We start from the raw sequence: 22,272 nt of genomic DNA on the forward strand, positions 1-22,272 counted from the left end.
TAAACTTCCGGCGTGCGCTGCTGTCTGTAAGCGCGTGAAGCCGGATGGAAACCCGATGGACATGCCAGAGAGCCACCCCTCGTCGCGGCTGCAGCAGGCGTTCTCGCGCCTGCGAGAAGAGCTGCAGCAAAGCATCGTCGGTCAGCCGCACCTGATCGACTGCCTGCTGGTCGCCCTGCTGGCCGATGGCCACCTGCTCGTGGAGGGCGCGCCGGGCCTGGCCAAAACGACCGCGGTGAAGGCGCTGGCCGCGCGCATCGAGGCGGATTTCCACCGCGTGCAGTTCACGCCGGACCTGCTGCCGGCGGATCTGACCGGAACCGACATCTTCCGTCCGCAATCCGGCAGCTTCGAGTTCGAACGCGGGCCCCTGTTCCACAACATCGTGCTGGCAGACGAGATCAATCGTGCACCGGCCAAGGTGCAGTCCGCACTGCTGGAGGCGATGGCCGAGCGGCAGATCACCGTCGGCCGCAGCACCTGGCGCCTGCCGGAACTGTTCATGGTGATGGCGACGCAGAACCCAATCGAACAGGAGGGGACCTTCGCGTTGCCCGAGGCGCAGCTGGATCGCTTCGTCATGCACGTGACCATCGGCTACCCCGATGCAGCCTCCGAGCTGGCCATTCTTCGCCTTGCGCGGGAACAGGCGCGGCGCAGCCTGCATCCGCAGCCCGCACCGCCGCCCACGCTCAGCCAGGCTGACGTATTCGCCGCGCGCGATGCCGTGCTGGCGGTCCACATGGCGCCGGCGCTGGAGTCGTACCTCGCCCAGCTGGTGCTTGCCAGCCGCGATGCCGGTGCCTACGGCCCCCAGCTCAAGCGCTGGATCGCCTGGGGCGCCAGTCCGCGCGCCACCATCGCGCTGGACCGTTGCGCGCGCGCACAGGCGTGGCTCTCCGGCCGCGACTACGTACTGCCAGAGGATGTACATGCGCTGGCCCACGACGTGCTGCGCCATCGCATCCTGCTCAGCTACGAAGCGGAAGCCGAAGGTATTCGCAGCGACCAGGTCGTGACGCGCCTGCTGGAGCTCGTGCCGCTGCCGTGAGCGCCGTGCTGCCCACCGCTGCGGATGGCGACGGACGCGTCAGCGTCTCCCTGGCCGAACTGCTCGAGCTGCGCGCGCGTGTGGCGCGCAAGGCTCTTCCGTTGCGCGAAAGCCGCGCGGCGCCGGCCGGCCCGCAAGCCAGCCGCCTGCATGGCCGCGGCATGGATTACGCGGAATCGCGCGCCTATCAACCCGGCGACGACGTGCGCCGTCTCGATTGGCGCCTTACCGCACGCAGCGGCAGGCTGCACACCAAGTTGTTCCAGGAGGAACGCGAGGGGCGGTTGCTGGTGTTGCTCGATACGCATGCCAGCATGCGCTTCGGTACCCGTGTGCGCTTCAAATCCGTGCAGGCGACCCGAGCGGCCGCCATGGCGGCATGGCTCGCCGTTCGCGCGGGCGAACGCGTCGGCGCGCTCGCGTTCGGCGAGAGCAGGCATCTGCTGCGGCCCCAGGGCGGCACGCGAGGTGCGCTCGCCTTCTGCGGCGCGCTGGCAGGATGGGACGCTCGGCAAGGCCAGGGTGGGGCGGAACCCCTGTCGCAGGCGCTGATGCGCGCCGGACGACTGATGCACGGCGCCAGCCGGGTGCTGCTGATCAGTGATGGGCTCAGCGTCGACGATGCATCGAAGGGCCGCCTCATCGACCTGACCCGTCACGCCGATGTCTCCGTCCTCATCGTGGGCGATGCGCTCGAACTCGCGGCCGCACCGCCCGGGCGCTATCCCTTGGAGCACGCCGGCGTGCGTCGCGAGGTACTGCTTACGGGCGATCGTCAGCGGCGGGATTTCCAGCAGGCGCTGGGCGCCGGACAGGCGCGCCTCGCAGCATTGGCGCGCGCACTCGGCCTGCCTCACCAGACCATCGACACCGCCAGCGATCCGCTGGACGCCATCGCGGGCCTGCTCGGCGGCCGGAGGCCCGCCTCATGAACCCCGCGGGTGCACCAGAGCAGGCCGGCCCCAGCCTGCGTGACATTCATCTCCCGCCCGATCCTTCCTGGTGGCCACCGGCGCCGGGATGGTGGGCGCTCGGCGCGCTGTTGTTGGTCGCTCTCCTGGCGATGGCCTGGTGGTTGCGCCGGCGTCGGCTGCACCAGCACCGGCTGCATGCCGCGCTGGCGGACATCGACGCGCTCGAACGGGCGCACGCGGATGCTCCGGAGCGGCTGGCAGCAGCCTTGCACGAGCTGCTGCGACGTGCGGCACGCCGCTACGATCCGCAGGCGACGCACCATCGCGGAGACGCGTGGCGCCAATGCCTGGCACAGGTGCCGGTGGATGTGGCGACACTCGATCGTCTGATGGCGCTGGAGGACGCGATGTACCGGCCCGGCGCCAGCATGGCCGAGGCGCCCGAAGCCGTCAGGTGCTGGCTCGCCGTGGCGTTGCGCCGGAGCAGGCCTCCACGTGTATCCCGGCAAGGTGGAGGGCGTCATGCCTGAGTTCGCCTGGCCGTGGATCGCCATACTGCTGCCGCTTCCCTGGTTGGTGCGACGCTGGATGCGCCCGGCGGCGCCGGGGCAGGCGCTGCATCTGCCGCACCCCCAGCTGCGACTGGCCGCCGTCGTGGAAAGCGTTCGGCCCGGTGCGCGCGCATGGTGGCTCGCGCTCGCCTGGCTTTGCCTGGTCGCTGCTGCGGCGCGGCCGCAATGGGTGGGTCCGCCGCAGGCGCAGCAGCGCAGCGGGCGGGCCATGATGCTGGCGGTGGATCTCTCCGGCAGCATGCGGCTGGAAGACATGAAAGTGGCCGGCCAGCCGGTGAGTCGCTTCGGCGCGGTGGAAGCCATCGCAAGCGACTTCATCGCGCGCCGTGGCGGCGACGAGCTGGGGTTGATCCTGTTCGGCAGCCGTGCCTTCCTCGTCACGCCGCTCACCTACGACCTCGGTGCCGTCAGCGCGCAGCTGAAGAGTTCCACCGTGGGTCTCGCCGGCACCGAAACGGCCATCGGCGATGCCGTAGCGGTGGCGGTCAAGCGCCTTTCCGCCATGCCGGAACAGGCGCGCGTTCTGGTGTTGCTGACGGACGGCGTCAACAACGCGGGCAGCATCGCGCCACTCGATGCGGCGCGCGCGGCCAAGGCCGCGGGTGTGCGCGTCTACACCATCGGTATCGGCGCCACGGAGCTGCGCGTGCCCGACTTCTTCGGCACGCGGGTGGTGAATCCTTCGGCCGATCTCGATGAAGGCATGCTGCGCACGATGGCCGCGCAGACCGGTGGCCGCTATTTCCGCGCGACCGACACCAGCGAGCTGGCGGCCGCCTATCACGCCATCGATGCGCTCGAGCCGATGCCGCAGCATGGCCCCGAGTTGAGACCCCGGCACGAACTCTTCCGGTGGCCGCTCCTGGCCGGCGTGCTGAGTTTCCTCGTGGCCATCGCGCCGCTGCGGCGCCATCGAGCGGGAGCGATCGCATGATGGCGTGGTGGCATGACTTCCACTTTCTCCGGCCGTGGTGGTTGCTTGGCCTGCTGCTCGTACCGCTCGTCTATGCGCTGGCCGCGCGAGGCGGGCGCGAGCGTCGCGAACTGGCTCGGCTGATCGATGCCGAATTGATGCCCTATGTGCTGCAAGGCGCGAGCGCGCGCGGTCGTGCGTGGCCTCCCATCTTGCTCGCGGCCGGCACGGCGCTGTGTGCGCTGGCGTTTGCCGGGCCGGCCTGGGATCGCGTGGCTTCGCCGCTGTATGCCAGCCGAGCGGCGCAAGTGGTCGCCGTATCGCTGTCTCGCCACATGCTTGCCCGGGACGTGGCGCCGAGCCGCATCGACCGCGCGCGCTACAAGGCGCGTGACCTGCTCGCCGCCAACCGTACCGGTCTCAACGGGCTCGTGGCCTACGCCGGCGAGGCCTTCGCCGTGGCGCCGCTCACGACGGACGCCGGCAGCCTCAATGATCTGCTCGATGCGCTGTCGCCCGACACGATGCCCACTGACGGCAACGACGCCGCGCAGGCGATCGAGCGCGGCGCGGCCCTGATCCATGACGCCAAGGCCGGCGGCGGTGACCTCATCGTGTTGACCGACGGCGCCGATGCGGCGGCCCAGGCCGCGGCGCGCCAGGCGCGCCGCGAGGGCGTGCGCGTGTCGGTGCTCGGTATCGGTACGCCCCAGGGCAGCCCGGTGCCGGACGGCGAAGGCGGACTGTTGCGCGACAACCGCGGCGACGTGGTGGTCGCGCGCCGCGATGACGACGCACTGCGGGCCCTGGCCGACGCCGGCGGTGGCCGCTATGTGCCGATCGCGGACGACGACCGCGACATTGCCGCGCTCAAGCCTGGCGATAGTCCGGGGCAGTCGCTCGTGCAGGCAGACGGGCAGCATGCCGACGAGTGGCAGGATCGCGGCCCCTGGCTGCTGTTGCCGCTGCTTGCCATCGCTGCGCTCGCGTTCCGTCGCGGTTGGCTGCTGGTGCTTCCGCTGGCGCTGCTGCCATGCCTGCCTTCGACGGCGCAGGCCGGCACCTGGAGCGACCTGTGGCGTCGCCCCGACCAGCAGGCCGCGGCCGCCCTGCGCCAGGGCGATGCGAAGCAGGCGCAGGCGCTCGCGCGCGACCCGGCCTTGCGCGGCGCGGCTGCCTACCGCGCCGCCGATTACGCCGCCGCCGCCGAAGCCTGGCAGGGCGTACCGGGAGCCGATGCGGCCTACAACCTCGGCAACGCGCTGGCGAAGCAGGGGCAGTACAAGGAAGCTATCGCCGCCTACGATCGCGCGCTGAAGGAAAACCCCGCACTCGCCGACGCCAAGGCCAACCGGCAGGCGGTGGAAGACTGGCTTCGCCAGCAACCGCCGTCGCAGGACAAGAAGCAGGACGACAAACAGGACAAGCACGGCTCCGGCAAAGGTGACGGCGGCGCCAAGGGTCAGCCCGGCAAGGGCGACGAACAGCAAGGCGACAAGAAGGACGACAAGGACAAGCCCGGCGAAGACGCGAAGAACGGCGACCAGGGCGACCGCGCCGACGCCCGGCCCGATGCCGGCAGCAAGGGCGAGCAGAACGGCCAGGGTCCCGAAAAGAAAGGGCAGGGCGAAGCCAAGCCGCCATCGGCGCAGGAACAGGCCGAGCAGAAGGCGCAGGCCGAGCAGGCGCGCCAGGCGCTGCAAAAACAGATGGACCAGGCGCTGCGCGAAGGCAAGGGGGGCGCCGGCGAGTCCTCGCACGAACTCGGTGCCGTGGCTGCGGACGATCCGCAGGCCAAGTTGCCCGCCGACGTACGCCGGGCACTGCAACGCGTGCCCGACGATCCCGGTGCGCTGTTGCGGCGCAAGTTCGAACTCGAATACCGGCAGCGCCATGGCGATGCCGGGGAGGGTGATTGATGGTTCCGTTCCGTCTCCGCTGGTGCCTGTGCCTGCTGCTCTGGTGCCTGCCTTGGGTCGCCATGGCGGCCGAGGTGCGTGCCGTGCTGGACCGCGACAAGGTGCAGCTCGGCGAGACCGTGACGCTCAATCTGCAGGTCGAAGGCGGCAGCGTGGGCACGCCCGATCTTTCGGGCCTGGCCGCCGACTTCGACGTGCTGGGCACGTCGAGCAACACCAGCGTGAGCATCGTCAACGGCCGCCGCACCGCCGAATTCACCTATGGCATCGCCCTGCGGCCCAAGCGCATCGGTCGCCTGCAGATCCCCGCCCTGGCGTTCGCCGGGGGCAACACGGCCCCGCTGCAGCTCGACGTGTCGGCTTCCGACAACCAGGCCGCGGCGACCACCGGGAAGGATCTCTTCGTGGAGGCGGCGGCGGAGCCCGGCACTGCCTACGTCGGCCAGCAGATGACCTACGTGGTGCGCCTGTACTTCGCCGCGAGCCTCAGCAACGGCGCCATGGACGAACCGCAGGCCAGCGGCGCGGAGCTGAGCAAGCTGGGTGATGACGCCAACTACCAGGCCGAGCGCGGCGGGCGCCGCTACAACGTGATCGAGCGACGCTACGCCCTGATCCCGCAACGCGCGGGCCGCCTTGAGGTCGGCCCGGTGGCGTTCCAGGGCGAACTGATCGACATGGCCGATCCCAACAGTTTCTTCGGGAGTACGCGCCCGGTGTCGGCGGCCTCGCCCGCGGTGACGGTCGAAGTGCGGCCCGTGCCCGCCGGCATCGGGAAAACCGCGTGGCTCCCGGCGCGCGATCTCTCGCTGTCGCTGGAAGGGCGGCCCGAGCAGGGCCAGCTGCGGGTGGGCCAGGCGTTGAACCTGACCATGACGGTGCAGGCGACCGGCCTGCCTTACGAAACCCTGCCCGCGCTGAGCCTGCCCCACCTGGAGGGGGCGACGGTCTACCCGGACAAGCCGGTCAATGGCACGCGCCTGGACGGCTCATGGCTCGTCGGACGCCGGCAGCAATCCTTCGCTGTGGTGCCCAACCGGGCGGGCGAGCTGGTGATTCCCGAAACCACGCTCACCTGGTGGAACGTGCGCACCGACAAGGCCGAGGTCGCACGCATTCCCGAGCATCGCTACACCGTGCTGCCCGCCGCCGGCGCAGCCGCGGCTACCGTACAGCCCGCGACCGCGTCGGCGCCCAGCGACCAACCCACTTCGGCCGCTTTGCCTGGGCCGGAGCGAGGTCTGCTCTGGCGCTGGATCGCGCTGGGCAGCCTGGGGTTGTGGCTGGTCACTCTGGCGGGATGGTGGTGGTGGCGCCGAGCTGGTCGGCCAATTCCTCCCGCCGCGCCCAGGGCGGCACCGGCGAGCGGCAAGCAGGCACGCGCCGCCTTCCTCGCCGCGGCGCGTGGCGGCGACCCGTCCGCACAGGCACAGGCGCTGCTGGCCTGGGCGAGGATCGAACGCCCGGGACTGGCGAATCTGAGTGCGCTGTCGGCTGCGCTGGACGCGGCGCCGCAGCGCGAGGCGATCGACGCATTGCAGCGCCGGCTCTTCGCGCCCGCGGGCGGCGCCGAGCCTGGCGACCGCCTGGCCGCCGCCTTCCGCGACGGCTTCCGCTGGCGCGCGACCGGCGAGCCGGAAGCGGATGCCTCGGGCCTGCCGCCTCTTTACCCGTTCAAGCTGGAATGACCCTCCTGCGGGAGCTGATTCACAATGAATCGGTACCGGCCGCTCCCGGCCATGCGTTCCGGCAGTCTCCATGTCCCCTCGAGGCGTCCCGACATGGGCGGTCGCCTCGTTCACGGTCCTGGCTGCATGCCCGTGGCCGATATCGGCGATGATGGCCGGCGATGGGGTTCGGCCCGGACGCATGGGCTGCCCGCTCGGCGTACTGCCGTGGTTTCGCAAAATATTGCGCCGTATGCTTGCCGCCGGGGCGCCCCGGGCGGGCGGAGGTTCTAGGAAGACATGAAGACCGAAGACATCTCGTTCGGCTATCTGCTCAATGACGTCACCTTGCTGTTCCGCAAGCATTTCGACCGCCGCGCGGTGAAGTTCGGGCTGACGCGCGCGCAGTGGCGCGCGACCAAGATGCTGTATCACCGCGAAGGCCTGCGGCAGACCGAACTGGCGGAGTTCCTCGAGATGGAGCCGATCGCCGTGGGGCGCGTCATCGACCGCCTGCAGGCCGCCGGTTTCGTCGAGCGGCGGCCCGATCCGCGGGACCGCCGCGCCTGGCGCCTGTACGTGACCGAGCAGGCCAGAGGCGTGATTGCCGACATGGAGCTGATCGGCCGCGGCCTGCGCAAGGACGCGACCAAGGGCATCGAATTGCACGAAATGCAGCAGGCGATGGATGTGCTCAATCGCATCAAGGACAACCTGCAGGCGCTGGACCAGCCCAGCGACGCGGAACATCCTGCGGCAGTCTAGACGTCCGCAACGGCCGCCATGGCGGCCGGCGACTGACCAGTGCCATTGGTCCTTGTCGTGACAGGGAATTCTCCCGGCATAGTAGGGGTCTTTTTGGCGCGCACGCCGCCGCCGTCCCCAAACCCGGCGAAGGATCGCTGGCCGGTAGCGCAGCGGTTCCCGGAAGGAATGCGTGCCGGCCGAACTAGCGGATAGCGAGTCCCATGCCCTGGAAGAAACTGCTCCTGATCGTGCTCGCGCTGGCGCTGCTGGGTGTAGCGATGATCGTGTTCCGTGGCCGTCATGACGCCACGCCTTCGCTGGGCAATCCGTCGGGCGCGCAGAACGGCGAAGTTCCCGTTCAGGTGGCTGCGGCCACGCGCGGCGACGTCGACCTCAGCCTGAAGCTGGTGGGACGCGCCGAAGCCTTTTCCACGGTGACCTTGCGCTCGCGCGTTTCGGGCCAGCTGCAGACGCTTGCGTTCAAGCCCGGCGCCCAGGTGAAGAAGGGCGACCTGCTGATCCAGATCGATCCCAGTCTGCTCAAGGCTCAGCTCGATCAGGCGCGCGGCGCGGTCGCGCGCGACCAGGCTCAGCTGCAGAAGGCCGAGGCCGACCAGAAGCGCTACAGCGAAATACTCGCCAAGGGCTTCGTGTCGAAAGCCGACTACGACACCTACCAGGCCAACCTGGCCATCGCCCGGGCCACCCTGCAGAGCGACCTCGCCGCGCAGGAAACCGCGCAGACGCAGCTCGATTACGCGCGCATCGTCGCGCCGTTCGACGGCGTGATCGGTTCGCCGCTGGTCTGGCCAGGCGCGCAGGTCACCGCCGACAGCACCGACCTGGTAGTGCTCAACCAGATCGAGCCCATGCGCATCGCTTTCAGCATTCCCGAGGAAAGCCTCGCCTCGGTGCGCGCCGCGCAAGCGCGCGGCGACGTGCCGGTGCAGGCCGCGATCCCGGGCGACAAGGGGCAGCCGCTGGGCGGCGTGCTGGAGTTCATCGACAACGCCGTCGACGCCACCACCGGCACCATCGTGGTGAAGGGCCGCTTCGCCAATGCGGACCATCGCCTCACGTCCGGCCAGTTCGTGCAGGTGACTTTGCCGACCACGCGCATCGCCAATGCGGTGACGGTGCCGGTGGAAGCGCTGCAGAGTTCGGCCAAGGGCAGTTTCGTGTTCGTGCTGGGCCATGACGGCAAGGTGCAGCAGCGCTACGTCACGCCGGGCCCGGCCGCCGGCCCGCGGCTGGTCATCGACAAGGGCGTGGAACCGGGGGAGCAGGTGGTGACCGAGGGCCAGATGCTGCTGGTCGACGGCGCCCGTGCCCGCGTGAAAGCGCCGACGCCATGAACCTGCCCGAGCTGTGCATCCGCCGTCCGGTGATGACCACGCTGCTGATGGCGGCGCTGCTGGTGTTCGGCATCGCGGCGTATCCGCGGCTGCCGGTGAACGAACTGCCGAACGTCGACTTCCCCACCATCAATATCAGCGCGAGCCTGCCGGGCGCCTCGCCTGAAACCATGGCCTCGGCGGTGGCCACGCCGCTGGAATCGCAGCTTTCGACCATCGCCGGCATCAGCTCGATGAGTTCGACCAGCGCGCTGGGTTCGACCAACATCACCATCACCTTCGAGCTGGACCGCAACATCGACGGCGCCGCGCAGGACGTGCAGTCGGCCATCTCCGCCGCGCAGCGCCAGTTGCCGAAGGAAATGACCACGCCACCCACCTTCCGCAAGGTGAACCCCGCCGACGCGCCGATCCTGTTCCTCACCATGACTTCGTCGACGCTGCCGATGTCGCAGGTGGACGAATACGCCGAAACGGAACTGGCGCAGCGCTTGTCGATGGTCGACGGCGTGGCGCAGGTGAACGTCTACGGCTCGCAGAAGTACGCCGTGCGCGTGAGCGTGGACCCGGCGCGGCTGGTCGGCACCGGCGTCGGCATCGACCAGGTGCAGAGCGCCATCGCCGCCGCCAACGTCAATCAGGCCACCGGCTCGCTGTACGGCTCGCGCCAGCAGCTGCCGATCCGCAGCGATGGCCAGCTCATGCGCGCGGAGGCCTATAACGACGTCGTGGTGGCGTACCGCAACGGTGCGCCGGTGCGCATCCGCGATCTCGGCCGCGCCTTCGACAGCGTGCAGAACGATCTGGCCGCCAGCTGGTACAACGGCGAGCGCGCCATCGTGCTCGCCATCCAGCGCCAGCCCGGCGCCAACACCGTCGAGACGGTGGACCGCATCAAGGCGCTGCTGCCGGGCTTCACCGCCGGCCTGCCGCCTTCGGTGAAGCTCAACACACTGTATGACCGCTCCATCTCGATCCGCGCCTCGGTCGAAGATGTGCAGTTCACCCTGGTGCTGGCGGGCGTGCTGGTGGTGCTGGTGATCTACCTGTTCCTCGGCAATCTCTCGGCCACGGTGATTCCGGCCGTCGCGCTGCCGATCTCGGTCATCGGTACGTTCGGTGTGATGTACGGCCTGGGCTACAGCCTGGACAACCTCTCGCTGCTGGCGCTCACGCTCGCGGTCGGCTTCGTGGTGGACGACGCCATCGTGATGCTGGAGAACATCGTGCGCCACATGGAGGCCGGGTTGCCGCCATACGAGGCCTCGCTCAAGGGCGCCAGCGAAATCGGCTTCACCATCTTCTCGATGACCCTGTCACTGATCGCGGTATTCATCCCGGTCATGTTCATGGGCGGCATCGTGGGACGCCTGTTCCACGAGTTCGCCGTCACCATCAGCGTGTCGATCCTGATCTCGGGCATCGTGGCGATCACGCTGACACCGATGCTGTGCAGCCGTTTCATCCGCGCGCACGACCATGAGCACAAGAACTGGTTGATCGCAGGCTTCGACCGCGCCTTCGGCGCAGTACAGAACGGTTACGCCTCCAGCCTGCGCTGGTGCATGGACCGGCCGCTGCTGGTGCTGGCCGGCTTTGCGCTGAGCCTGGCGGCGACGGCGCTGTTGTTCTACGTGACGCCCAAGGATTTCATTCCGGCCGGCGATACGGGGCAGCTACGCGTCACCACCGAAGGTCCGCAGGACGTCTCATTCGACAGCATGGTGGCCAGGCAGCAGAAGCTCGCCGAGATCGTCGCCGCCGACCCGAACATCGCCGGCTACATGTCCAGCGTAGGCGCGGGCGGTCCGCGCAGCACGGTCAACAATGGCTCGCTGCTGCTCCTGCTCAAGCCGGCGGGCGACCGTGAGCTCGGGCCGGACGGCATCATCCAGGAGCTGCGCAAGAAATTCGCGGACGTGCCGGGCATCCGCACCTACCTCCAGAATCCGCCATCGATCCAGATTGGCGGCCGCCAATCGAAGGCGCAGTACCAGTACACGCTGCAATCGATCGATCTGCCGCTGCTGTACGACTGGAGCGCGCGCGTCACCCAGGCGTTCCAGCAGTTGCCCGGGTTCCAGGACGTCACCAATGACCTGGATCTCAACAGTCCGTCGATCATGGTGGAAGTCAACCGCGACAAGCTGGCGACGCTGGGGCTGAGCATGGCGCAGGTGCAGTCCGCGCTAGGCGCGGCGTTCGGGCAGAACCAGATCTCGACCATCTACGGCGCGGCGACGCAGTACTGGGTGATCCTGCAGGTCGCACGCTCACTGCAGAACGATCCCAACGTGCTGTCGCAGCTCTACGTGACTTCCTCCAGCGGCACGCTGATCCCCCTCAACACCGTGGCGACCTTCAAGCGCAAGCCGCAGGTGCTGACGGTGAACCACCAGGGCCAGCTGCCGGCCGTGACGGTGTCGTTCAACCTCGCGCCCGGCGTCAGCTTGAGCCAGGCGGTCCAGCGCATCGATGCTGCGATGGACCGCATTGGCCTGCCGGCCACGATCAGCGGCAGCGTGCAAGGCACTGCGCAGGCGTTCCAGGACTCCATGCAGGGCATGGGCCTGCTGCTGTTGCTGGCGGTATTCGTGATCTATCTCGTGCTGGGCATTCTGTACGAGAGCTTCATCCACCCGCTGACCATTCTTTCCGGCTTGCCCGCCGCGGCGGTGGGTGCGCTGCTCACGCTGGTCATCTTCAACGCTTCGCTCGATCTGTTCGCGTTCGTGGGTATCGTGATGCTGATCGGCATCGTGAAGAAGAACGCGATCATGATGATCGACTTCGCGCTGGAGCGTCAGCGCGAGGAGGGGATGGCGCCGGCGGTGGCGATCTACGAAGCCTGCAAGGTGCGCTTCCGTCCGATCATGATGACGACGATGGCGGCGTTCGCCGGTACGTTGCCGATTGCGTTGGGGATCGGTGCGGGGGCGGAGACGCGGCGGCCGCTGGGGTTGGCGGTGGTGGGTGGTTTGGCGGTGTCGCAGGTGTTGACGTTGTATTTGACGCCGGTGATTTATTTGTATCTTGATCGCTTGCAGCAGCGGTTTTCTCGTAAGGGTGGAAGGGGTGAGTTGGCGGGTGGCGCGCGTTAAGTGGCGATATCGCTCGGTTGTCGCCTTGTGGCCAGCCTTGTCTCGCCCCTCGCGGGGGCGAGGGTTTCGCTCTCCTGCCGGAGAGCGAGTTACTTCTTCTTGCTTGCCCAAGAAGAAGTAACCAAGAAGAAGGGCCCCCTGCGCGGCGCCCTCCGCAGCCTACGCTGCTGCGGGTGCGTTGAGGGCTGGCCGGGCTTTTCGACAGGGCATCCTTGCCCTGATCGAAAAGGCGGGGACGTCCTGTCCCCGCCCGCCTTCGGCGGCCTGATCGTCCAGCCCTCACCGCCGCGAAGGGAACCCGGAAGATCAAGAGCCACACGGAGCATCGGCTTCGCCTCGCTCTCGTTACGTCTTGGCTTCTCGCCTCAGTACGTCACTTCTCCTTCTCCCCTCCGGGGAGAAGGCGGGATGAGGGGCGGGGGCTTGAGGCAACGTCTCGCGAATCGAACTTCACCGACATAAAAAAGGGCGGCCCATGGCCGCCCTTTTTCGCATGCAAACATGATCGAAGCGCCGCTCAGTCCCGCGCCCCGTCATTCTTGAACGCATCCGGCGCCGAGCCGAAATTGCCGTCCGCCTGTGCCGCCATGTACGAGAACGCCGCATACACCGCCACGTTCTGCGCCAGTTCGCGCGGGTCGATTTTGTCGAGCGTGTCGTTGGCGGTGTGGTGGTAGTCGAAGTAGTCGGTGCCGTCCTGGGTCAGGCTGAGGGCGGCCATGCCCTTGGCGTGCATCTGCGAGAGGTCGGAGCCGCCGCCGCCCGGCTTCTGCGGGTCGTAGGCCACGCCGACCGGCTCGATCACCTTGGCGATCTGTTCGATGGCGCCGCGTGCCTCCGGCTTCACGCTGGCGGTCATGCGCCAGATCTTGCGCGCGCCGAAGTCGGACTCGGTGCCGAGCTGGTGCTTGGCCACTTCCGCCGCATGCTTGTCGGCGTAGGCACGGCCGCCCCACAGGCCCATTTCCTCGTTGGCGAAGGCGATCACGCGGATGGTGCGGTCGGGGCGTTGCGGCAGGCTCAGGATCATCTTGCCCGCAGCCATGGCGATCGCCACGCCTGCGCCATCGTCGATCGCGCCGGTGCCCGGATCCCAGGAATCCAGGTGGCCACCGATCGGGACGATCTGGTCGGGATACTTCTTGCCAGTGATCTCGCCGATCACGTTGGCGCCCGTATAGCTGCCGTTGAAGCCGCAATCGAGGTCGAGCTTGATGCTGACCGGCTTGCCGTAGCCGAGCACGCGGTCGAGCTGGTCGGCATCGGGCAGCGACAGCGCGGCCGCCGGGATGGCGTCCTTCGGGTCGCGGAAGCCGGTAACGCCGGTGTGCGGCGTGCGGCTGTGCTCGTCGGTGCCCGCCGAGCGCAGCAGGAAGGCGGCGGCGCCCATCTTGGCGGCCAGCACCGGGCCGCCCACGCGCACGGCCGAGCCGATGCCGTAGTCATGGCCGTCCTTGTGGCGCTGCATCTTGGCGTCGACGTAGACGATCTTGCCCTTGACGCTGGCCGGGTCGGCTTTCTTCAGCGCGTCGAGGCTGTCGAACTTCACGACCTCGGCGGTGAGGCCGCCCTTCGGCGTGCCCGCGGAATAACCCAGCGCGATCACGGCCAGCGGCTGCGGGAACGGCCCGACGATTGCGGCGTGTTCGCTGCGGCGTTCCCACAGCGGGTAGGTGACGGTTTCGGTGTAGACCTTGTCGTAGCCCAGTTCCTTGAACTTGGCCACGGCCCAGTCGACGCCGCGCTTGTCGTTCGGGCCGCCGGCGATGCGGGGGCCGACTTCGGTAGTGAGCGATTCGACGATCTTGTAGCCGGTATCGTCGCCCATGGCCTTGTCGCGCAGCTGCTCGGCCGTCTTCACGGCGGACTGCGGAATGGTGGTGGCCTTGTCGGCGGCGGTGGCCAGGCCGGTCGCCAGGGCGAGGCTGGCGGCGAGCAGGGTGAGGGGCAGGCGGCGCATCGGGGACTCCTCGGACGAAACCCCGATTATGGCGCCGCATGGGGCGGCCGCTTAGGCCAGAAGTCACGAGTCGGGCGCCCCTTTGTGCGAAAGCTGCGCATGGCGTGCGGCCCTGCGCAACGATGTCCGCATACGTCCTGATTGAAGCGCCTGGGAAGGAGTAACGCCCATGAAAAACGGGGAGCGGCATTGCCGGCTCCCCGTGGCTTTGACCGCGTTGCGCCGCCGGTTACGGCTGCTTCTTCAGCAGGTCGCGGATCTCGGTCAGCAGGGTTTCGGTCGGTGTCGGCGCCGCGGCCGGCTTCTCGTAGCGCGTGAGGCGGTTGATCGCCTTGACCACGAGGAAGATCGCCACCGCGATGATCACGAACTGGATCACCGTATTGATGAAGGCGCCGTACTGGATGGCGACTTCGGGGATCTTGTGTTTCGGATCGCTGTCGTCGCCCGGCTTCAGCACCCACTTGAGCGCCGAGAAATCGACGCCGCCGGTCAGCATGCCGATCGGCGGCATGATGATCTGGTCGACCAGCGAAGTGACGATCTTGCCGAACGCGCCGCCGATCACGACGCCTACCGCCAGGTCGATGACGTTGCCGCGCATGGCGAACTCTTTGAACTCTTTCATCATGCCCATGCTGCTCTCCCTCTCTCCAGGTATGGTGTCGCCCCCTTGGGCGGCGACTCTATCCAAAGCCGCCCCGAGCGCGCCGGCAGCTTGCCGCAGCCGGCGTGGTCATGCCGTTTACGCGACCCGGCCGTCCAGCGTGGCGATGCCTTCCAGTTCCGCATGGAAGCGGTCGCCCCGCTGCAGCGCCGCGACGCCGGCCGGCGTGCCGGTGAAGATCAGATCGCCAGCTTTCAATTCGAACAGCGTGGAAAGCATGGCGATGATTCCCGGCACGTCATGGATCATGTCGGCAAGCGTGGCCTGCTGGCGCACACTGCCGTTCACGGCGAGGCTGAGCCGCGTCGCGGGCGAGGGACGGACCTCGGCGGCCGCGCGGAGAGCGGAGACCGGCGCGGAATGGTCGAAGGCCTTGGCCACGTCCCAGGGGTGGCTCTTGGCCTTGGCCACTGCCTGCAGGTCGCGCCGGGTCAGGTCCAGGCCGACGCCGTAGCCCCACACCAGCGCGGCGGCGCGATCGGCGGCCACATCGCGGCCGCCGGCGCCGAGCGCGACGACCATTTCCACTTCGTGGTGCAGGTCCGCGGTGGCCTGCGGGTAGGGCAGGTCGGCGCCGTCGGTGACGATGGCATCGGCCGGCTTGCAGAAGAAGAGGGGGGCGTCTTTCTCCACGGTGGCACCCATCTCGCGGGCGTGCTCGGCGTAGTTGCGGCCGATGCAGAAGATGCGGCGGACAGGAAAGCGCTGATCGCTGCCCTGGATCGGCAGGCTGGGCTGGGCGGGGGCGGGGATGACGTAGGACATCCGGGAAGGGTAACAGCCTCGCCGTCCTGTCGGCAGGGATAGGTGCCGCGTCAGCTATACCCTCGTGCCGCATCGCGCTATATCCGTGTCGATTTCGGACGGCGCCGTTCGACGTCAGGGGAGACACGGCCGCACGACCGGGATTTTTCCGCCCGTGTGACAGCTGTCATCGCCATCGGCTGATGAGGCGCTCTGCAAGCTTTTGCGCTGCTGCTTCATCGTGCCGATCCATCGGTAGCCGGTGGGACCGGCAGGGGAACGAGTGTGAAGAACGCGGAACTGCTCAAGGAACTGCGCATCGAGCGCGACCAGCGGGAAGACCTTGGCCGGGGACCGGGGCGCTGGCCGTGGATCGCGGGCGGGGTGGTCGTGCTGCTGGCGGCGGGCGCGGCGGGCTGGATGCTGTGGGGACACCCGGCGATCGAGGTGCAGACCGCGGCCGCGGTCGCGCCGAGCGCGGCGGGTCCCGGCCCGGGCGCCGTGCTGCAGGCCACCGGCTACATCACCGCGCGCCGTCAGGCCACCGTTTCGGCGCAGATCACCGGTACCTTGACCGAGGTGCTGTTCGAGGAAGGCGACCGCGTGGAGAAAGGCCAGGTGCTGGCGCGCCTGGATGACAACGCCTATCGCGCCGCCCTCGATTCGGCGAAGGCCAACGCGCTGGCCGCCGAGGCACAGATCCTTCAGCTGCAGGCGCAGCTCGACCAGGCCCGCGCCGATTCGTCGCGTTTGCGTACGCTCGTCGCCACTGGCCTGGTCTCCAGGCAGCAGGACGAGCAGGCGCGCACGCTGGTCAACAGTACGCAGGCCCAGCTCAACGCGCAGCGCAAGCTTGCCGCCGCCGCCCAGGCGCAGGCGACGCAGGCGCAGGTGAATTTCGACTACACCGTGGTGCGCGCGCCGTTTACCGGCGTGATCACCGTCAAGGCCGCGCAGGTGGGCGAGATCATTTCGCCGCTGTCCGCCGGCGGCGGCTTCACGCGCACCGGCGTGGGCACCATCGTCGACATGGATTCCCTGGAGATCGACGTCGACGTCAACGAGGCCTACATCGGCCGCGTCAAGGCGGCGATGCCGGCTGAAGCCGTGCTCGACGCCTATGCGGACTGGAAGATCCCCGCGCACGTCATCGCCATCGTGCCGGCCGCCGATCGCGGCAAGGCCACGGTGAAGGTGCGCGTGGCGCTGGACCAGAAGGACCCGCGCATCGTCCCGGACATGGGCGTGCGCGTGTCCTTCCTTGAGCAGGCCGCGCCGAAGCAGGCCGCGCAACCGCCCAAGGGCGTGCTGGTGCCGGCCGGCGCCATCGCGCAGCGCGACGGCCACGACACCGTCTTCGTGGTGAGCGGCGACGTCGCGCACCAGCGTGCGGTAGAGCCCGCGCCGCAGGCCTATGGCGAGATGCGCCTGCTGCCGGCGGGTGTGCAAGCCGGCGAGGCGGTGGTGGTGTCGCCACCGGAAGAACTGAAAGACGGCGCGCGCGTGAAGAGCGCGGCCACTCCCTAGGTCGCGGTCCGCCGCGACACGACAACGTCGAAGGTCAACGCAGTTTTCAGGAGAACAGGCATGAGCATGGGCACGCTGATCGAAGTCCGCGACCTCTCCAAGGTGTACGAGCGCGGCAAGCAGAAAGTGGAAGTGCTGCATCACATCAACCTGAACATCGCCGAGGGTGACTTCCTGGCGCTGATGGGGCCCTCCGGTTCGGGCAAGACCACGCTGCTCAACCTGATCGGCGGCCTGGACACGCCGAGCGGGGGCAGCATCGGCGTCGGCGGCCAGCGCATCGACCAGCTCGGTGCCGGCGCGCTGGCGAAGTGGCGCGCGGCCAACGTCGGCTTCGTGTTCCAGTTCTACAACCTGATGCCGATGCTCACCGCGCAGCGCAACGTGGAGTTGCCGCTGCTGCTGACCAAGCTGTCGGCCGCGCAGCGGCGCAAGAATGCCGCCATCGCGCTCAAGCTGGTGGGCCTGGAGGAGCGCGCCTCGCACAAGCCGAGCGAGCTGTCCGGCGGCCAGCAGCAGCGCGTGGCGATCGCGCGCGCCATCGTCTCCGACCCCACCCTGCTGGTCTGCGACGAGCCGACCGGCGACCTCGACCGCCAGTCGGCGGAGGAAGTGCTGGGCCTGTTGCGTGCGCTCAACCGCGAGCATGGCAAGACCATCGTGATGGTCACCCACGACCCGAAGGCCGCGGAGTACGCCAACCACACGCTGCATCTGGACAAGGGCACGCTGGTCGAGCAGGCACTGGTGTGAGGACGCCGCGATGAAATATCTCCATCTCATCTGGGCGGCGCTGTTCCGGCGCAAAACCCGCACCATCCTCACGCTGGTGTCGATCGTCACCGCGTTCCTGCTGTTCGGCATGCTCGACGCGGTGCGCACATCGTTCAACCAGGCCGGCCAGAGCATCAACGGCGCGCAGCGCCTGCAGACCGGTTCGCGGCTGTCGTTCATCCAGACCTTGCCGCAGGGCCTCAACAGCCAGATCGCACAGGTATCCGGGGTGAAGTCGGTGGCCTATGCGAACTGGTTCGGCGGCGCCTACCAGGATCCGCACAACCAGGTCTTCAGCTTCGCGGTCAGCGACAACTACCTCGACCTATACCCCGAGGTCGAAGTCAGCCCGCAGGTGCGCAAGGCCTTCGAGAGCACGCAGACCGGCCTGATCGTGGGCGAGAAGCTGGCGCAGCGGTTCGGCTGGAAAGTCGGCGACAAGATTCCGCTGCAGTCGACCATCTTCCCGCTGCGCGACGGCAGCAAGAACTGGAGCTTCGACATCGTCGGCACCATGAAGGCCAAGGACAACAGCGCCGCCTGGTACGACCAGCTGGTACTGATGCATTGGAAGTACTTCGACGAAGGCACGCCGTACAACCGCGGCACGGTGGGCTGGTACGTCACGCGCGTGAATGACGCGAACCAGGCCGACCGCGTGGCCAAGGCGATCGACGCGCTTTCGGCCAACTCGGACCACGAGACCCGCACGCAGACCGAGCAGGCCGCCACTGCGTCGTGGATGAAGCAGATGGCCGACATCGGCCTGATCGTCGGCTCGATCATGGGCGCGGTGTTCTTCACCCTGTTGTTGCTGTCCGGCAACACCATGATGCAGGCGGTGCGCGAACGCACGTCGGAATTGGCGGTACTGAAGACGATCGGCTTCTCCAGCCCGTCCGTGCTCGCCATGGTGCTGGCCGAGTCGATCCTGCTGCTGCTGATCGGCGGCGTGATCGGGCTGGGGCTGGCCTCGTTGCTGATTCCGGTACTGGGCAAGGGCAGCGGCGGCATGCTCAATCTGCCGGGCGTGACCGCCGGAAGCTGGGCGCTCGGCATCGGGTTCATGGTGCTGATCGGCCTGCTGGTGGGGGCGCTGCCGGCCCTGCGCGCGATGCGCCTGAACATTGTCGATGCATTGGCAGGACGCTGAGGAGCCGCCGCCATGTCCAAATCTCGAAATTTCCTGGTGGGCCTCGGCCTGTTCGTCCTGGTCATCGTCTGCCTCGCGATATGGGTCAACCTGCCGCTGCCATTCGTGGCCGGCCTGGCCGTGCTATTCGCGTTGTGGATGGCCTTCACCCGGCGTGGCCGGCAGGCGGCCTCCGTCACGGGCGTGGGCATCAGCACGCTGCGGGACCGGCTCGGTTCGTCGGCGGTGGTGGTGATCGGCATCGCCGGCGTGGTCGGCGTGCTCGTCGCACTGCTGGCGATGGGCGAGGGCTATGCGGAAACGCTGCGCAAGACCGGCAGTACGGATACCGTCATCGTGATGCGCGGTGGTTCGGCGAGCGAGGTGATGTCCGTGCTCGACCGCGACAGCGTGGTGGTGATTCCGCAGACCGCGGGCATTGCGCGCAACGCCAAGGGCGATCCGATCGCCTCGCCTGAAATCGTGGTGGCGGCGAACCTTCCGGTGAAAGGCGGCAAAGGCGCCGATGACGAAGGCAGCGTGCAGCTGCGCGGCGTCAGCGAACATGCGTGGGAACTGCGCCCCAACCTGAAGATCGTCGCCGGTCGCCCGTTCAACCCCGGCATGCGCGAGCTGGTGGTGGGCAAGGGCGCGCAGCGCCAGTTCGCCGGCCTGGAACCGGGCCACGAGATCAAGCTGGGCAACCAGCAGTGGACCGTGGTCGGCGTGTTCGCATCGGGCGATGCGCTGGAGTCGGAAGTGTGGGGCGATGCCTCGGTAGTGGCGGACACCTATCGCCGCGGCGGCAGTCGCGCCTCAGTGACAGTGAAGCTGGCCGATCCGAGCGGCTTCAAGGCGTTCGAGTCCACCCTGAAGGCAGACCCGCGTCTGAAGGTCGATGCCAGCACCACGCTCGACTACTTCAGCAAGCAGTCGGAAGGCACCAGCAAGGTCATCCGCGGCATCGGCATCACCGTGGGCCTGATCATGGCCATCGGCGCGCTCTTCGGCGCGCTCAACACCATGTTCGCCGCGGTGGCTTCACGTGCCCGCGAGATCGCCACGCTGCGCGCGATCGGTTTCCGCGGGCTGCCGGTGGTGGTGGCGATCATGCTGGAGACCATGCTGCTGGCGCTGCTCGGTGGCCTGATCGGCGGCGCGCTGGCCTGGCTGATCTTCAACGGCTATACCGCATCCACCCTCGCGCAGGGCTCGGTGGGGCAGTTGACGTTCGAGTTCCGCGTATCGCCGGCATTGCTGTGGACCGGCGTGAAGTGGGCGTTGGCGATCGGTTTCGTCGGTGGCCTGTTCCCGGCGGTGCGTGCCGCGCGGCTGCCGGTGACGACAGCGTTGCGCGAGCTCTGAGCGCTTTCTTCGGTAGCAATGACGAGGGCCGCGCATGCGGCCCTCGTCGTATGAACGGCCAGGTTTTCTTGCCATGGATTTGACTGTGCCGTCATCGCCGAAGGTTATCGTCGGCATAAAACGTCGATAGCCGCCGGCGCTCACGCCATGCGGCGGGAGTACTGCCATGAACGACCGCCAAGCACTTCCCGAAAGCGATCCGCGCCACCACACGGCGAAGATCAAGGGCATGCTGCACGACTCCATGCAGCACATCCGCGAGGACATCGCCAAGGTGTCCGATCCCAAGGCGCAGGCCTTGTTCGAGACGTCGGCCGAAGTGCTCGGCGGCCTGATCACCGCCTACGAGCACTTCGAACAGCGCAGCGAGCCGGCCTGGCGCGAATAAGCCTGCGCGTTACGCCTCCGGCGCCACGGGAACGGCGACGCCGCCGGCCGCCGCATGGCCATGCCCGAGACGCGTAGAGAGCAGCGCGATGACGGCCAACGCGACCACGTTGCAGCCCAGCGCCGTGGCGAAGGCGTGGGCGTAGCCGGCGGGGTACCGTGCCGTGCCGAGCACGCTGTAGAACACGCCGCCGATCACTGCGACACCGAGCGCGGCGCTGATCTGCAGCGCGGTGATCACCACGCCGGAAGCCAGCCCGGCATGCCGCGCGTGGACGCTGCCCAGCACTGTGCGCATCAGCGAAGGAAAGGCGATGCCGAAGCCGATCCCGGCGAGGGCCAGCGCGACCATCAGCGCCGGGGTGGGCAGGAGGTTCTTCACCGCACCGATGAGCAGCGCGAAGCCCGCGGCCTGAGCGGCGAGGGACAGGGGCAGGGCGGCGCGACCCAAGCTTCGCATCACCGGCGCGGCGGTGACCGAGGCGAGCAGATAGCCGAGGGTGAACGGCAACGTCGCCAGCCCGGTGTGCAGCGCGTCGCAGCCGAGGCCTTGCAAGTAGACCGCGAAGGTGAACATGAAGGCCGACGTGAGATAGAAACCCAGCGTGACGACGATGCCCAGCGCGAAATCGCCATGGCGCAACAGGCTCACGTCCACCAAGGGCGTGCCGCCGCGGTGGGCGACCGCTGCTTCGAATCGCAGGAAGGAGGCGAACAGCGCGAGTGAAGCGCCGAGCATGGCGACGGTCCACAGCGGCCAGCCCTGCTCGCGGCCCTCCACCAGCGGATAGACCAGGGCCGCGAGTGCGAGCGACAACAGCCCCACGCCGCCAAGGTCCAGCCGCGTCGCGTGCGGTTCGCGCGATTCGCGCAGGAACAGCAGGCCGCCGAGCAAGGCGCCGGCGCCGACCGGCAGGTTCACCAGAAAGATCCATTGCCAGCTCAAGCCCCACCATCCGGCGGCGATGAGCACGCCGCCTAGCACCTGGCCCAGCGTCGCGGCAAGACCGAAGGTCGCCGCATACAGCGCGAGCGCTCGTGGTTGTTCCGCCAGCGGGAACATCACGCGAATGGAAGCGAGCACCTGCGGCGCCAGCGCGGCCGCCGCCAGTCCCTGCAGCAGGCGCCCGGCGAGCAGCGCCTCCGGCGACCAGGCCAGTCCGCACAGCAGAGAAGCCAGCACGAAACCGGCGATACCCAGCAGGAACAGCCGGCGCCGTCCGAACAGATCGCCGAGACGGCCGCCCGTGATCAGGCACACCGCGTAGATCGCCGCGTAGGCGGAAATGACGAACTGCGTCTGCGCCGCGGTGGCATGCAATGCGCCGCGGATCGAAGGCAGCGCCACGTTGACGATGAAGAAATCCAGCGGCGGCAGGAAGGCGCCGGCCAGCAGCACGGGCAACGCCAGCCAGCGCCGCGGGTCGCCCGCGTCGGTCGGGGTCATGTCGGTCTCCTCGACGCCGGAGCGTCGTTT

The 22,272-nt window shown here is 68.3% G+C and carries 18 protein-coding genes; 14 read left to right on the top strand and 4 right to left on the bottom strand.

The genetic code is table 11. The features are described from left to right. The first annotated feature begins 55 nt into the window (after positions 1–55). The 9 genes from RKE25_RS04600 (at position 56) to RKE25_RS04640 (ending at position 12,239) form a co-directional block, all read left to right on the top strand. Positions 56–1,051, top strand: a complete 996-nt coding sequence (locus tag RKE25_RS04600) for a MoxR family ATPase (protein WP_311841085.1) — start codon at positions 56–58, stop codon at positions 1,049–1,051. Further along, positions 1,048–1,983, top strand: a complete 936-nt coding sequence (locus tag RKE25_RS04605; RefSeq protein WP_311841086.1) for a DUF58 domain-containing protein — start codon at positions 1,048–1,050, stop codon at positions 1,981–1,983. The genes RKE25_RS04600 and RKE25_RS04605 overlap by 4 nt, the downstream gene beginning before the upstream one ends. Next, a complete protein-coding gene (locus RKE25_RS04610; RefSeq protein ID WP_311841087.1) occupies positions 1,980–2,495 on the top strand; it encodes a DUF4381 domain-containing protein in 516 nt (171 codons plus the stop codon). Before RKE25_RS04605 ends, RKE25_RS04610 begins: the two co-directional genes overlap by 4 nt. Next, positions 2,488–3,471 (top strand): VWA domain-containing protein, encoded by a 984-nt coding sequence (locus RKE25_RS04615; RefSeq protein WP_311841088.1) that lies wholly within the window; start codon positions 2,488–2,490, stop codon positions 3,469–3,471. The genes RKE25_RS04610 and RKE25_RS04615 overlap by 8 nt, the downstream gene beginning before the upstream one ends. Beyond that, positions 3,468–5,369, top strand: a complete 1,902-nt coding sequence (locus RKE25_RS04620; protein ID WP_311841089.1) for a VWA domain-containing protein — start codon at positions 3,468–3,470, stop codon at positions 5,367–5,369. Before RKE25_RS04615 ends, RKE25_RS04620 begins: the two co-directional genes overlap by 4 nt. After that, the gene (locus tag RKE25_RS04625) at positions 5,369–7,057 is read left to right on the top strand and encodes a BatD family protein (RefSeq protein ID WP_311841090.1); all 1,689 of its coding nucleotides are present in this window, start codon (positions 5,369–5,371) and stop codon (positions 7,055–7,057) included. Before RKE25_RS04620 ends, RKE25_RS04625 begins: the two co-directional genes overlap by 1 nt. Before the next feature lie 279 nt (positions 7,058–7,336). Further along, the gene (locus RKE25_RS04630; RefSeq protein WP_311841091.1) at positions 7,337–7,801 is read left to right on the top strand and encodes a MarR family winged helix-turn-helix transcriptional regulator; all 465 of its coding nucleotides are present in this window, start codon (positions 7,337–7,339) and stop codon (positions 7,799–7,801) included. Positions 7,802–8,004: 203 nt separating this feature from the next. Next, a complete protein-coding gene (locus RKE25_RS04635; RefSeq protein WP_311841092.1) occupies positions 8,005–9,138 on the top strand; it encodes an efflux RND transporter periplasmic adaptor subunit in 1,134 nt (377 codons plus the stop codon). Next, a complete protein-coding gene (locus RKE25_RS04640) occupies positions 9,135–12,239 on the top strand; it encodes an efflux RND transporter permease subunit (RefSeq protein ID WP_311841093.1) in 3,105 nt (1,034 codons plus the stop codon). The genes RKE25_RS04635 and RKE25_RS04640 overlap by 4 nt, the downstream gene beginning before the upstream one ends. A 517-nt stretch (positions 12,240–12,756) precedes the next feature. On the opposite strand, the gene RKE25_RS04645 is transcribed toward RKE25_RS04640, so the two are convergent. The 3 genes from RKE25_RS04645 to RKE25_RS04655 all read right to left on the bottom strand — a co-directional run bounded on the left by RKE25_RS04645 (position 12,757) and on the right by RKE25_RS04655 (position 15,631). Next, positions 12,757–14,199 carry a M20/M25/M40 family metallo-hydrolase gene (locus tag RKE25_RS04645; protein WP_311841094.1) on the bottom strand — a complete coding sequence of 481 codons (1,443 nt, stop codon included), beginning with the start codon at positions 14,197–14,199 and terminating at the stop codon, positions 12,757–12,759. Positions 14,200–14,428: 229 nt separating this feature from the next. Then, positions 14,429–14,836: a large-conductance mechanosensitive channel protein MscL gene (mscL, locus tag RKE25_RS04650; RefSeq protein ID WP_311841095.1), complete on the bottom strand. Its 408-nt coding sequence runs from the start codon at positions 14,834–14,836 to the stop codon at positions 14,429–14,431. 108 nt (positions 14,837–14,944) lie between these two features. Continuing rightward, positions 14,945–15,631, bottom strand: coding sequence for a fumarylacetoacetate hydrolase family protein (locus RKE25_RS04655; protein ID WP_311841096.1), 687 nt, complete (start codon positions 15,629–15,631; stop codon positions 14,945–14,947). Positions 15,632–15,895: 264 nt separating this feature from the next. On the opposite strand from RKE25_RS04655, the gene RKE25_RS04660 reads away from it, so the two are divergent. The 5 genes from RKE25_RS04660 to RKE25_RS04680 all read left to right on the top strand — a co-directional run bounded on the left by RKE25_RS04660 (position 15,896) and on the right by RKE25_RS04680 (position 20,796). Further along, a complete protein-coding gene (locus tag RKE25_RS04660) occupies positions 15,896–17,137 on the top strand; it encodes an efflux RND transporter periplasmic adaptor subunit (RefSeq protein ID WP_311841097.1) in 1,242 nt (413 codons plus the stop codon). A gap of 66 nt (positions 17,138–17,203) precedes the next feature. Beyond that, a complete protein-coding gene (locus tag RKE25_RS04665; RefSeq protein WP_311842329.1) occupies positions 17,204–17,890 on the top strand; it encodes an ABC transporter ATP-binding protein in 687 nt (228 codons plus the stop codon). Positions 17,891–17,900: 10 nt separating this feature from the next. Further along, positions 17,901–19,064 carry an FtsX-like permease family protein gene (locus tag RKE25_RS04670; RefSeq protein ID WP_311841098.1) on the top strand — a complete coding sequence of 388 codons (1,164 nt, stop codon included), beginning with the start codon at positions 17,901–17,903 and terminating at the stop codon, positions 19,062–19,064. Positions 19,065–19,076: 12 nt separating this feature from the next. Then, complete coding sequence (locus tag RKE25_RS04675; RefSeq protein WP_311841099.1) at positions 19,077–20,408, top strand: ABC transporter permease; 1,332 nt, start codon at positions 19,077–19,079, stop codon at positions 20,406–20,408. 166 nt (positions 20,409–20,574) lie between these two features. Next, positions 20,575–20,796: a hypothetical protein gene (locus tag RKE25_RS04680; protein ID WP_311841100.1), complete on the top strand. Its 222-nt coding sequence runs from the start codon at positions 20,575–20,577 to the stop codon at positions 20,794–20,796. 9 nt (positions 20,797–20,805) lie between these two features. Here the strand turns inward: RKE25_RS04680 and RKE25_RS04685 are convergent, their stop codons facing one another. Continuing rightward, entirely contained in the window at positions 20,806–22,242 is a 1,437-nt protein-coding gene (locus RKE25_RS04685; RefSeq protein WP_311841101.1) for an MFS transporter, read from the bottom strand. Positions 22,243–22,272: the final 30 nt, after the last annotated feature.

The organism is Dyella sp. BiH032 (genome assembly GCF_031954525.1).
Lineage (GTDB): Bacteria > Pseudomonadota > Gammaproteobacteria > Xanthomonadales > Rhodanobacteraceae > Dyella_D.